The organism is Brevibacillus laterosporus (assembly GCF_030489605.1).
In the GTDB taxonomy this organism is placed as follows: Bacteria; Bacillota; Bacilli; order Brevibacillales; family Brevibacillaceae; genus Brevibacillus_B; species Brevibacillus_B laterosporus_E.
In genome coordinates this window covers 91404-104253 of record NZ_JAUKFY010000014.1, presented here as the reverse complement: position 1 = coordinate 104253, position 12850 = coordinate 91404, and the positions used below count along the sequence as shown (strand labels likewise).

General features: G+C 42.4%; 11 protein-coding genes, 2 pseudogenes and 1 riboswitch. Of the genes and pseudogenes, 9 read left to right on the top strand and 4 right to left on the bottom strand.

Features of this window, described 5'->3' with window-relative positions; translation table 11 throughout:
• The first annotated feature begins 69 nt into the window (after positions 1 to 69).
• The 4 genes from QZ995_RS15735 (at position 70) to rpmG (ending at position 3517) form a co-directional block, all read left to right on the top strand.
• The gene (locus QZ995_RS15735; RefSeq protein WP_301808678.1) at positions 70 to 1200 is read left to right on the top strand and encodes an MFS transporter; all 1131 of its coding nucleotides are present in this window, start codon (positions 70 to 72) and stop codon (positions 1198 to 1200) included.
• Between the two features lie 145 nt (positions 1201 to 1345).
• Entirely contained in the window at positions 1346 to 1819 is a 474-nt protein-coding gene (gene ybaK, locus QZ995_RS15730) for a Cys-tRNA(Pro) deacylase (RefSeq protein WP_301808676.1), read from the top strand.
• A 300-nt stretch (positions 1820 to 2119) separates the two neighbouring features.
• Positions 2120 to 3340, top strand: a complete 1221-nt coding sequence (locus QZ995_RS15725) for a GTP-binding protein (protein ID WP_301808675.1) — start codon at positions 2120 to 2122, stop codon at positions 3338 to 3340.
• Between the two features lie 27 nt (positions 3341 to 3367).
• On the top strand, positions 3368 to 3517 hold the full coding sequence (rpmG, locus tag QZ995_RS15720) for a 50S ribosomal protein L33 (protein ID WP_003343192.1): 150 nt from the start codon (positions 3368 to 3370) through the stop codon (positions 3515 to 3517).
• 165 nt (positions 3518 to 3682) lie between these two features.
• Here the strand turns inward: rpmG and QZ995_RS15715 are convergent, their stop codons facing one another.
• A complete protein-coding gene (locus QZ995_RS15715) occupies positions 3683 to 4885 on the bottom strand; it encodes a serine hydrolase domain-containing protein (RefSeq protein ID WP_301808673.1) in 1203 nt (400 codons plus the stop codon).
• Between the two features lie 299 nt (positions 4886 to 5184).
• Positions 5185 to 5381, top strand: a riboswitch (cobalamin riboswitch).
• 166 nt (positions 5382 to 5547) lie between these two features.
• Here QZ995_RS15715 and QZ995_RS15710 point away from each other — a divergent pair.
• The 5 genes and pseudogenes from QZ995_RS15710 to QZ995_RS15690 all read left to right on the top strand — a co-directional run.
• The gene (locus QZ995_RS15710) at positions 5548 to 5772 is read left to right on the top strand and encodes a hypothetical protein (RefSeq protein ID WP_301808671.1); all 225 of its coding nucleotides are present in this window, start codon (positions 5548 to 5550) and stop codon (positions 5770 to 5772) included.
• Positions 5769 to 6881, top strand: a complete 1113-nt coding sequence (gene mmgD / locus QZ995_RS15705; protein WP_301808670.1) for a citrate synthase — start codon at positions 5769 to 5771, stop codon at positions 6879 to 6881. The genes QZ995_RS15710 and mmgD overlap by 4 nt, the downstream gene beginning before the upstream one ends.
• Before the next feature lie 115 nt (positions 6882 to 6996).
• Entirely contained in the window at positions 6997 to 8421 is a 1425-nt protein-coding gene (gene prpD / locus QZ995_RS15700; protein ID WP_437124746.1) for a 2-methylcitrate dehydratase, read from the top strand.
• Between the two features lie 15 nt (positions 8422 to 8436).
• The gene (gene prpB, locus QZ995_RS15695) at positions 8437 to 9345 is read left to right on the top strand and encodes a methylisocitrate lyase (protein WP_301808668.1); all 909 of its coding nucleotides are present in this window, start codon (positions 8437 to 8439) and stop codon (positions 9343 to 9345) included.
• Between the two features lie 139 nt (positions 9346 to 9484).
• Positions 9485 to 9784, top strand: a pseudogene (locus tag QZ995_RS15690) (aldehyde dehydrogenase family protein); the annotation flags it as partial.
• Between the two features lie 43 nt (positions 9785 to 9827).
• On the opposite strand, the gene QZ995_RS15685 reads toward QZ995_RS15690, so the two are convergent.
• From QZ995_RS15685 to QZ995_RS15675, 3 genes and pseudogenes are all read right to left on the bottom strand, one after another.
• Entirely contained in the window at positions 9828 to 10868 is a 1041-nt protein-coding gene (locus QZ995_RS15685; protein ID WP_301808666.1) for an enoyl-CoA hydratase/isomerase family protein, read from the bottom strand.
• An 11-nt stretch (positions 10869 to 10879) separates the two neighbouring features.
• Positions 10880 to 11563, bottom strand: a pseudogene (locus QZ995_RS15680) (enoyl-CoA hydratase-related protein).
• Between the two features lie 23 nt (positions 11564 to 11586).
• Positions 11587 to 12666 (bottom strand): response regulator transcription factor, encoded by a 1080-nt coding sequence (locus QZ995_RS15675; protein ID WP_301808664.1) that lies wholly within the window; start codon positions 12664 to 12666, stop codon positions 11587 to 11589.
• Positions 12667 to 12850 lie beyond the last annotated feature (184 nt).

The window sequence follows — 12850 nt, the reverse complement described above, 5'->3', positions numbered from 1 at the left end:
TTAATTTCACTAATATGACTATACCCGATAGGATAGGAATTGAACATCAAAGAAAAAGGGTGATTACCATTGAGAAGGATATATTTATTGCTGTTGGGTATGTTCGCACTAGGTGTGGATGCTTATGTGATGGCTGGAATTTTACCTAGTCTTGCTGAAGATTTTAATGTATCTATTGGAGTCGCTGGTCAAACTGTAAGCGTATTTACCTTATGCTATGCGATTGCCGCTCCTGTATTTGCAGCCATCATGAGTAAAACAAATGCAAAATATACATTAGTAACGGCTTTATCAATATTCACATTTGCTAATTTTATTACTGCGGTTACGAATCAGTTTATCCTTTTACTGATTTCAAGAGGACTAGCGGGGATAGGCGCAGGGCTTTACTCGCCATTAGCTTCATCAGCATCCGTTTCATTAGTTGAGGAAAAGCAAAGGGGGAGGGCGTTAAGTACAATCTTATTAGGAATGAGTGCTGGAACTGTGATAGGCGTCCCTTTGGGGATTTATATTTCTGCTATCTTTGAATGGCGGATGACTATGTGGTTTATTGTATTAATTGGTGTATTGGGAATCGTAGCTGTATGGTGGAAGTTCCCAGAGGTACAATCAAATAGTTTGCCGACTCTCAGAGAACGAGTGGGTATGTTTAAAAATAAAGAGATAACGCTTGTCATGATGATAACTGTGCTCCTTAGCTTTTGCAGTTTAGGCTTATATACGTACCTAGATCTTATTATTAGGGCATATGGATTTGAGCAATCGATTGTTTTTATTTGGATGTGGGGAATCGGTGGCATTGCTGGGAGTTTTATCATTGGTTATCTTATGGATTTTTATAAGAGACCCAGAGTTATATTAATGTGCTTATTAATCATGATGCTAATCTCATTTATCGTATTGGACAGCATTCATTCCCTGTCAGCCATACTTGCTATCGTCTTGCTGCTGTGGGGTGCTAGTGGCTGGGCGGCCTTAGCAACTCAGCAAAAAACACTAGTTGAAATCAGTCCTGAGCATGCTACTATTTCCATTGCCCTCTTAAGCTCTATCAATTATCTTGCTGGATCAATTGGGACAATGACAAATGGAATTTGGCTAGAACAAGGAATGGACCCGGTGATGTTACCTTATCTTACAGGAGGTATTTTAGTGATTGCGATGGGATTACAATGGGTTTTGATAGCAAGAAAATGATAGATAGAAATCGTATAGGGGACAAACAGCAGGGCTATAGACTACTTTTTACAAAGGGACTAGGTTAACTAAAGAGGCAAATCGAATAAAAGAAATTCTTACATACGTTATAATAAGGGTAACCCTTATAAGGAAGTGTAATGATATGAGCAATAAAACAAATGCTTGTCGTTTGCTGGATAAACATAAGGTTCTCTATGCGGTGCATGAGTACGAATGGGATGAGGAGCATTTAAACGCAAAACATGTAGCTCAGCAGGTCGATTTGCGAGTAGAGCAGGTTTTTAAAACTCTGGTACTTCGTGGTGATAAGACCGGGGTTATCATGGCTTGTATTCCTGCCCATAAGGAGCTTCACTTAAAATTACTGGCAGCCGTCAGTAAGAATAAGAAGGTAGAAATGGTGCCAATGAAAGAGATACTAGAGTTAACGGGATACATACGGGGCGGGTGTTCACCTCTAGGCACCAAAAAAAATTACCCACTATTTATTGACGAGTCAGCTCTCAGCCTCCAGCTAATTAGTATTAGTGCTGGTAAAAGGGGCTTGCAAATCTTTCTTAATCCCGCTGATTTGATTAAGGTAAGTAAAGCTACTCCTGCAAGCCTGACTATGTAGAGAGATACTATCTTATCTGTTAAGCAACAATTTCGAAATGCAGTTCTATTCTTTGGAAGCTTTGTAACAGCAAAAAACTTGTTGTTACGGGCTTTTTTCCGTTAGTCTGGAAGTCCCTTGCTTTAAGCGCTTGGCTAGTTTCTATAACAAATCTACCGTTTGTAAATCGTAACGATTATTATTTGTGTTGACTTGTTGCTTTGAGTGCAGTAGTATATTGGTTAAATCGTAATCATTACGATTTGATTCCGGCATACTATCTATCATCTTCTATACCTGTACGAAAGAAGGTACTTACATATGGATGAAAAGCGAGTTCCGGTTACTGTTTTAAGCGGATATCTTGGAGCGGGTAAGACTTCTATTTTGAATCATGTTTTAAACAATCGAGAGGGCCTTCGTGCAGCAGTCGTTGTAAACGATCTGAGCGAGGTGAATATCGATTCCAATCTGATACAGAATGGCGGTGGGATTTCCAGAATAGACGAGAAGGTGGTGGAGCTGTCGAACGGTTGTATTTGCTGTACGCTGCGTGAGGATTTATTAGTAGAAGTGGAACGGTTAGTCAATGAGGATCGCTATGATTACATCCTGATTGAATCCACCGGAATAGGAGAGCCGTTACCAGTAGCGCAAACCTTCACGTATGTAGACGAGGAAATGGGGATAGACCTTTCGCGTATGTGCCGGCTGGATACAATGGTGACTGTAGTGGATGGGAATCGTTTTTGGCATGATTTTTCCTCGGGAGAAAGCTTATTGGAGCGCGGTCATGCAGTGGATGAGTCAGACACGCGTGAAATCGTCGAATTGCTGATTGACCAAATTGAGTTTTGCGATGTTTTAATCGTAAATAAATGTGACATGGTTAGAGAACAGGATGTAGAGCATTTGGAACAAATTCTTCGTAAGCTTCAGCCAACGGCAAAATTCATTCGAAGCTCTTATGGCAAGGTAGACCCTAAAGAAATTCTTCATACTGGGCTGTTCGATTTTGAAAAGGCAAGTCAATCTGCCGGTTGGTTACAGGAATTACAAAAGCCAAGCCATACTCCAGAGACAGAAGAATACGGAATCTCCTCTTTTGTCTATCGCCGAAGAATTCCGTTTCACCCCGAAAGGTTATATAAATGGCTTCAGGATTGGCCTGAAGATGTGGTGAGAGCAAAGGGCTTTCTATGGGTTGCTACCCGTAATGACACAGCTTTAACGATTAGTCAGGCAGGTCCATCGATTCAATTGGAGTCAGCGGGCTATTGGGTGTCGGCTTTACCCGAAGAAGAGAAGCAGCAGATCCTGGCGGAAGACCCTGAGTGGGCAGAAGAATGGGACCCTCAATTCGGAGATCGGATCAATGAGATTGTATGTATTGGGTTTAATCTAGACCAAGGCAATATCATCCGGTCTTTAGATGCTTGTCTTTTAACAAACGAAGAGCTGCATGCAGACTGGAATACGTTGAGAGATCCATTACCAACAAGTGATGTTATTGTGGAGACGCTTAGTATCCAGGATGAATAAACAGTAATGATCAGGAGGAGTTAACCTATGAGAGTAACAGTTACCCTGCAATGCACAGAATCTGGAGATCGTACCTACATTACAACCAAAAATAAAAGAAATAATCCCGAACGCCTAGAGCTAAAGAAATATTCCCCTCGTCTAAAAAAATATACCCTTCATCGTGAAACGAAATAGCCGGCAGATAAGGCAAAGACACTCTTTTCGCATATTAAGAGAAAAGAGTGTCTTAATCATAGGCGGGGATATCTCTGTAATCACATTTGCTGCTAGCTGGAGATTGGGTAGCAAGGAAACCAGCTAGCAGAGAATCGTGCTGTCAGTATGAGAAGCAAATGAAGTTTATTTACTGAAATGATTCGCGATGGATTGAAATACAGAAAAATTTTCATCATGATAATCATCTCTACCGTAATCGGGGTCAGCGCTGGTTTTGACGATTACTACGTTAGCCTTCGGATTCACATAGATGAATTGTCCATAGACCCCAATAGCGCTGTAGGAACCATCTGCAGGATCAGCCTCCCACCATTGGTATTGGTAGCCTAACACTCCCTTGGGGTCGTGATTAGGCTGAGGCTTTTCTATCTGTGTGGATTCTTGCACCCATTTTTTTGAAATGATTTGTTTTCCGTTCCAATTTCCTTCATGAAGATATAAGCTTCCAAATTTAGCATAATCCCTAATGGTTGCGTTTAAACCCATAAAGGACAGCTCTGTGCCAAGGCGATCGGTACTCCAATAAGCATCAGATTCCATTCCAAGAGGACCCCAGATTTTCTCCTGTAAATATTGGGACGGGGGATTGCCCGTAACCTTGCTGATCAGCATGCCGAGAACCTGTGTATCAATACTGATATAATGCTGAAAGGTTCCGGATGGACGCTGAGATTGTAGCCCCAATGCATAATCATTCACCGATTTATCGAATAGAAATGTTTGATACATCATCATGTTTATATCTGAAAAGGTGGCGTCGTAGTCTTCATCAAAGGCAACTCCAGAAGCCATTCGCAAAATATCCTTAATCGGCACGCCATCGTAGCCACTGCCCTTCAATTCTGGTACATAGTGGGTGATTGGATCATTTACATTTTTAATTAATCCTTCATCAATAGCGATGCCAACGAGAGCGGAGATAAATGACTTAGCCACTGACCAAGAGGTAAACCTTGTTTGTTCATTTACACCATTTTGATAGAATTCCTTCACGATCTTATCATCCTTGAGCACTAGTAATCCATTCGTCTTTGTTCGTTGTAAAAAGTCTTCAATAGATAATGTTTTATCTTTGTATGTATAAGTTTGGGGCAACTCTTTTTGTAATGTATCAAATTGGAAAACAGGCTGCGATGCTTTTATAGCGCGACTTGGAAAAATATTGTCCATGCTCTGAAAATTATAGCTAAGCTTATCCTTATTCAGTACGTTAATAATGTTCCAATTCCGAACTACTGCCCACATAAGGAGAAGCAATATAGCAGCAACAACGATACTTATGCTATACGACCATATTTTCTTTTTCGACAGTTGTTTACTCTTCAAGAAATACCTCCCTTATTTACCTGATTATGGTATTTTCTTTGATTATAAGACAGCGGGATATCCCTATTCAATATATTGGATTTTTGCCCTGTTTTCAGGATATGAAGTCTTGTAGTTTTACATTCATTCGTTTATTGCTAAACAGAACTTGAAGCCGCTATGAGGTTATTTTTTGTTTAGAGAGTGTATATACATGTACAATAAGTTCAATATGACAATATCAAAGCAATAAAGTCACTACAGATATAAAATTAATAATTGTAATTTTTTGGACTATTTGTTATGTTTAAGCTGAAAATCAAATATGTGTAGAAACAGGTGCAGATAACCTTTGTTATTTGCTTAAAAGGGAAGAGCGGTTAGAATCCGACGCTGTCCCGCAACTGTAATTGGGAGCTATTCGAAAAAATACCACTGTTTTCATTCAAATGAAAATGGGAAGGTTCGAATCGCGATGATCATGAGCCAGGAGACCTGCCTGTTTTAGCACACATCAGTTCCTACGAGGATAGGAGGTGTTACGTGCGAGCGGTTAAACATGTGGTATTTTTAGATTTTTACATGTTTATTTGAGTTTTTCGCTTTCGCCCATTAACAACAACTTTCTTTTAGGAAGTTGTTTTTTTGCGTGGTGCGATGCTTGGGAGTCTAGGAGGGATTTTTTGTTTGGGACAGTAGGGTATTTCAGGAACTATTTCAACACAGCAATCATGAACAATCTAAGTCTAGAAAGTCCTATTTCTCTGGAAGTCATGTATGCCCTGTTAGGGAATGAAATCAAGCGGCAAGACGTTACAGAGGAAGTCAAAACAGATTACTATCGGAACCTTGAAAAAGCCTACAAGCTAACCAAAGAACAGTTATTTGGAACGGAGGAAGAAGAATGAATGAGCTTGAAAAATTTTCTCCTGGGCTAGACGGTGTGGTAGCTACGGAAACAAGCATTTCCTACCTTGATACCATACAAGAGGAAATCGTGATTCGGGGTTACGATCTGATAGAGCTTTCTAAATCCTTTAGCTATGTCGATATTATTCATCTTTTACTGGAGGGGCGGCTTCCCGATCAGGCAGAGACAAACTCTTTGGAAACAAGCATGCTAGAGCGATATGAATTGCCTGATGAGGTGTTTGAGGTTTTAAAGCTGTTGCCTGAGCAAACACACGCTATGGATGGTCTGCGAACAGCAATCTCCGTTCTGGGAGGTTATGATCATCGAATTGACGATCGCTCCATGCTTGTGAATAAGGATCGGGCTTATCGGTTATTAGGTCAAGTTCCTAGCATTGTGGCTAATAGTTATCGGATTCTGACCAAAAAGGAGCCGATCCATCCAGACAAAAATGTACCGTATAGTGCTAACTTCTTCTATATGGTCACCGGGAGAAAGCCATCGCCGATTGAGGAGAAAATATTTGATCTGTCTCTGCTTTTGTACAGCGAGCATGAGATGCCGAATTCCACGTTTACAGCAAGGGTCATTGCTTCTACGCAATCGGATTTGTACGGGGCTTTGACGGGGGCGGTTGCTTCCTTGAAGGGTAGACTTCATGGGGGGGCAAATGAGGCTGTTATGCACTTATTGCTAGAGGCAGGGACAATTTCTAAGTTCGAGGAGCTGTTACGCACCAAGCTATCTAACAAAGAAAAGATAATGGGATTTGGTCACCGGGTCTATATGAAAAAAATGGACCCTAGAGCGACAATGATGAAAGGAGCCTTACAGCAGCTCTGTCATATAAGAGGGGATGATCTTTTATACAACATGTGCGAAGCCGGCGAGAGGATTATGGAGAGAGAAAAGGGGCTTTACCCGAATTTGGACTACTATGCAGCGCCTGTGTATTGGATGCTTGGCATTCCGATTCCATTATATACACCTATCTTTTTCGCTGCGAGAACAGCAGGAATTTCCGCACATGTTCTTGAACAGCACGCCCAAAATCGTCTATTCCGGCCGCGTGTAAAATATGTAGGCGAGCGGCATGTTCTTTGAGGTAGGATTGGGAATTTATGTGTAAGCCAGCAACGCCTACATGATGTTCTGACCAACATCATGTACCATGATAAATAATTTTAAATAGAAAGGGAAGGATACTTTGTTAAAAAATATGGAGATAAACAAAACAGATGAGCTGATCGAGCAAATTACAGATTACGTTTTACATAAGAGGATTACGAGCTTGGAAGCATTTGAGACTGCCAAATACGTCCTGCTGGATACACTTGGTTGTGGAATTTTAGCATTGAGCTATCCAGATTGCACGAAGCTGCTTGGACCTATTGTTCCTGGGACAGTTGTTCCCAATGGATGCAGGGTACCGGGTACATCCTTTGTTCTTGATCCAGTGAGAGGCGCCTTTAATATAGGTTGCATCATTCGCTGGCTAGATTACAATGACACGTGGCTGGCGGCAGAATGGGGACATCCGTCAGATAATCTGGGCGGTATTTTAGCTGTTGCTGATTATATAAGCCGTGTACGTATCTCAGAGGGGAAACAGCCATTAACTATGCATCAGGTGCTGGAAGCGATGATTAAAGCACATGAAATTCAGGGAGTGCTGGCATTAGAAAACAGCTTGAACCGAGTCGGGCTTGATCATGTACTGTTTGTTAAGATTGCAACAACAGCAGTTGCAGCACAGATGCTAGAAGGAACTCGTGAAGAAATAAACAGCGCATTGTCAAATGCCTGGCTTGATAATAGTAGTTTACGGACTTACAGGCATGCTCCGAATACAGGATCACGTAAATCTTGGGCTGCTGGGGATGCAACTAGCCGAGGTGTTCAGCTGGCTATGATGGCCTTAAAGGGAGAAATGGGATATCCAACAGCTCTTACTGCATCAGGCTGGGGATTTCAGGATGTCTTGTTCAATAAACAAGAGATAAAGCTAGCGCGACCGTTGGATTCCTATGTAATGGAGAATGTGCTGTTCAAAGTCTCCTATCCAGCCGAATTTCATGCCCAAACAGCCGCGGAATGCGCAATCAAGCTTCATCCGGAGGTAATGGCTCGTTTCGATGAGATTGACAGCATTACAATCACAACACATGAATCAGCTATTCGGATCATTGATAAGATAGGTCCATTGAATAATCCGGCAGACCGGGATCATTGCTTGCAATATATTACGGCTACCGGCTTGCTATTTGGTGATATTAAGGCAGATCATTATGAAGACACAGCAGCATCAGATCCAAGAATCGATATCTTACGTAATAAGATGGCGGTTGTTGAAAATAAACAGTACAGCATTGATTATTTAGAACCGAGTAAGCGATCGATCGCAAACGCTGTTCAAGTGCATTATAAAGACGGGTCTTCTTCTGAGCAAATAGAATGCGAATATCCATTAGGGCATCGCTTCCGCAGGGTAGAAGCCATCCCTAAAATCATTGAAAAATTTGTTGAAAATATAAGGACACATTATTCACAAAAGCAGGTTAGTAAAATAAAAGAAGCATGCATGGATTCAGAAAGGTTGAACAGCATGGCGGTTACCGAATTTATCGAATTATTTTTAATATAGAGAGGGGCAAACGAAATGGCTTGGATTGTGGATCAGCCGTCATCACAAGCTGAATTAGCAATGAAATTCAGGGAATTGATGAATGCTCCCGATCTTTTGCAAATTCCCGGCGCACACGATGCGCTGGCAGCTCTTATGGCGAGGCGGGCAGGATTTGCAGCGCTCTATTTATCCGGTGCAGCCTACACTGCCAGTTGCGGTTTGCCAGACCTAGGGATCGTCACGTCTACTGAGATAGCTCAACGGGCAAAGGAATTGATACGCGCAACTGATTTACCAGTATTAGTAGATATAGATACAGGATTTGGCGGGATTCTTAATGTTTCCCGGACTGCCAGAGAAATGTTGGAGGCTAATGTTGCCGCCGTGCAGCTAGAGGATCAGCAGCTTCCCAAAAAATGTGGACATTTAAATGGCAAGAAACTGGTTACGACAGAAGAAATGGTCCAGAAGATTATCGCGATTAAAAAGGTAGCACCAACGTTAGTACTTGTCGCACGTACTGATGCTAGGTCAGTAGAAGGTTTGGACGCGGCGATAGAAAGGGCATGTTCCTATGTGAAGGCTGGGGCAGATGCCATCTTTCCCGAAGCACTAGAATCAGCGGAGGAATTTCGTATGTTTGCCCAGCGTATATCTGCACCCTTATTAGCAAATATGACTGAATTCGGGAAAACTCCTTACTATACAGCAGAGGAATTCGCTAAGCTGGGGTACCGCATGGTTATTTATCCGGTAACGTCGCTTAGAGTGGCGGCTAAGGCATACGAGCGTGTTTTTCAAGTGATGAAAGAACAAGGTACCCAAAAAGGTGAACTAGCTAATATGCAGACTAGAAGCGAATTGTATGAAGCTATTTCTTATGAAGAGTTCGAAGCGTTAGATAAGGAAATAGCGAAAACGACATTAACCAAAGAACAATAGAACAAGGGATAAACGGTAAAAAGCGATGAGGGTCCTCTTTGCGGGTCATGTACGTGCAAATACTAACCAGTCGCTTTTTCTTCACCATGAATGAAGAAGGATCGGATACCCCTGTTCCTTTGAATTGGGCAGGATGAAATTTGCCCCCGTTCTGAGTATTGTCCGAGTAAAAAATCCTGAAGAAGGTATAAAGCTGACTAATCAATCAAAGTTTGCTAATGGAGCTGTCATTTATACATCAAGTGGAAAGCATGTTCAAATGTTCCGAGATCAAATTGATGCGGGGATGATTGGGGTAAATGTAAATGTTCCAGCTCCTATGGCTTTCTTCTCCTTTACAGGCAACAAGGCCTCCTTCTATGGAGATTTAGGGACGAATGGCAAGGATGGTGTTCAATTTTTCACGCGCAAAAAAGTAGTAACGCAGCGCTGGTTTTAATCGCCCAAAAAAGCCGATTCCTTTGAGATCGGCTTTTTCTAGCTTATTCATGAAAAAACTTCTCCACCATTTCTTCATGAACATCAGATAATTGTTTATATTGATAGCTCGGGCTATTGTCCTTATCGATCACAACAGAACGAACCCCTTCAAAAAAATCGTCGTGTTTCATAAAGTTCTTGGCAAGAATAAGATCGTTTGTAAAGCATTCCTCTAGCGTTGCGTGTTCTCCCTTCATCTGCTGCTGCAAGGTTACTTTTAGGGAAAAAGGAGATTTCGACAACAGAGTTTCCCGCGTTTTGACTGTGAATTCATTGGGAGTCTTTTCAAGAGAGCTGATGATTTCCTCGATCGTAGAAAATGCAAAATGACGGTCAATTTCTGCCTGCCATAAGGCAAGCTCACTCCTTAATGCAGAGGGCTGTGAATAGGCTTGAATCAGTTTTTCTAAAGCCTGAGCTACGTCCTTCTGCTGCCAATTTGTTTCTTCTACCTGATGTAAAAAGTTATGGAAGACTTCGCTTGGAATGCAGGCATCAGCACCATTTATATAAAGCACATCTTCAGGACGAATAACCGTTGCGGTCAAGGCCAAATAACGCCCGATTTTTCCCGGGGCTCGATTTAAAAAATAAGCTGCCCCCACATCAGGGAAAAAACCGATATTCATCTCAGGCATCGCCCATCTTGTTTGATTAGTCACAATTCTATGGCTGCAACCATAAGTAAGACCCACACCGCCACCCATCACGATACCATCCAGGCAAGCAAGAATGGGCTTGGAATAACGGTACATATATTGGTCGAGCTGATATTCTACTTCAAAAAAACGCTGTGCTTTTTGCAAGGACAAAACGTTGTTTTTTGCTTCATACAGTGCCTTAATATCTCCCCCTGCACAAAATCCCTTTGATCCAGCTCCTTTTAGAATAATCAGGCTAATTGTCTGATCTGTCTCCCATTCCTTTAGCTTTGCCAGCATGGGCAACAGCATCTCCAAAGAGAGGGAGTTAAGAGCCTTTGGCCGATTTAATAAAATGGTGCCTATCCCATTCTTCGCAGTAAATAGAACATCTTCAGTCATGCACATCCTCCTTATGATTGGATAAAATCAGGCTTGCGCTTCTCGACAAAAGCATGGATGCCTTCCCTAGCATCGTTCGTTTTAAATAATTCGGCAAAGCAATGGCGTTCTCTTTTTAGTCCGTGTTGTACATCCTCCTGATAACCTTGCATGATGCATTCTATGGTACGAGTTATACTTGTCATGCTTATTCTCTCTATAAAAGATTCAGCCGTTTTTCTTGCCGCAAAGATCAATTCTTCTATCGTAACAACCTGTTGAATGATACTTAGGTCATACGCTTCTTTGCTGGTTATCTGCTTGCTTGTCAAAATGGTCTCCAAGGCTGTCGCAGGATTTGTTAGGCGACTAATGCGTTGGGTTCCGCCAAAAGCCGGGAGTAGACCAAGCTTTAATTCAGGGAGACCAAGGATAGCCTGCTAGGTCGCGATTCGATAATGACACCCCAAGGCCACTTCAACGCCTCCTCCTAACGCGGGGCCATTAATGGCGGCAATCACTGGCTTGTTCATTGCTTCAATTTCATTACAGAGAGCTTGCCCGGCTGCAGCGATTGCTAATGCCTCTGCTTCGTTGCCAAGAACAGGGACGAATTCCTTGATATCAGCACCTGCAATAAAAAAACGGCCGAATCCTGTCAAGATAATCGCTCTTGTGGCTTCGTCATTGGCAAGAGTATGGAAAACAAAGCGCAATTCTGTAATACCACCTACTATCGTTAGGTATGTACACTGAAACGGGAAAATAAGTGCCAAATAAGCTGTCTCCTGCTGGTTACCCCTGTTTTCGCGAAGATAGATTTAAGATGATCCTGCACCGTATAGGCGGAAATATGGAGCGAATGGGCGATCTCTTTGGTAGAGAACCCTTTAACAACCTGATCGAGTATTTGCTTTTCACGCTCTGATAACCCATAGGCTTCGGATATGAGAGGCAGGATGTCAGAGGGTTTAGCTGGTTGGAACCAGACTGCCAATTGGACAGAATCCGACTGACCGGTAAGCTTGCTGGCTTGAATAGTTAGATAGGGGCCTTCCGAAAGACGAATGCATACCTTGGCCAGAGCGGATTGCTTATCACATGCAGTGGTATCTGACAATGCCCGTAAGCAGACCGCGCGAATTGGTCTTGGCAGGGTACTGCTGTCGATACGTTCCCATTTTCGAAGCAGGGTTAGCCAGTTGTCCGCGACTTTATTGGAGGAATGAATAGTCAGTTGATCAGAAAGCACCATTATTCCATGCCCTTCCTCTATCCATGCCGACTCCTTCATGGGCAGGACAAGACTTGTTTGGCGTAAATGGGAGGCAATCAATGGAACAAGAGAAGAAATAAATTGGCGCTCCTCCTCATGAAATAGCGGACGATCGCGATGGCGAAATAAGGTCAAATAACCCCAGCATGCTCCTTCATACATAAGAGCAGCCCTCATTTCATCGGCAAACCCTGCGGGGAATAGAACGTTACGGTAGCGGGCACTTTGTTCTAGCTTCCCTTCTGTCGCTTGGCTTAAGATAGCCACGTGCTCTTCTGCTTTGACCAACTGATCGTATTGGATAAAATCCTCTCGCAGATATTCATAGGTAAACAAATGCTGATGTATTGCCTCGGCGCCTTCCTCTGTGATTGCACCTATAGATAGAAGCGTCTGAGGATCGACAAGAGTGCAACAAGCTGCGTTAAATGGTAAAGCACGGCGCAAATGTGTAAGCAACGCTGTCCGGTAATCCTGTGAGGAAGCAGAGCTTTTCGCCAGATTTGTCAGCTTGTGCTGGATGGTTTTTACCTTTGAGTTCATATTTGTCTCCCGCACTTTCTAACGACATTTTGTTCTTATGAAGAATCCCAGATATGTGGGATAGTGTTTTGTCTCCTTCGCTTTATAATTGAGAATAATTCTTATCCATAATCTACAGGATATGTGGAGTTTTTGGAAAGGGCAAATTGCAAGACGGGACAATGAAAAGCCAAGAAGCCAAGAA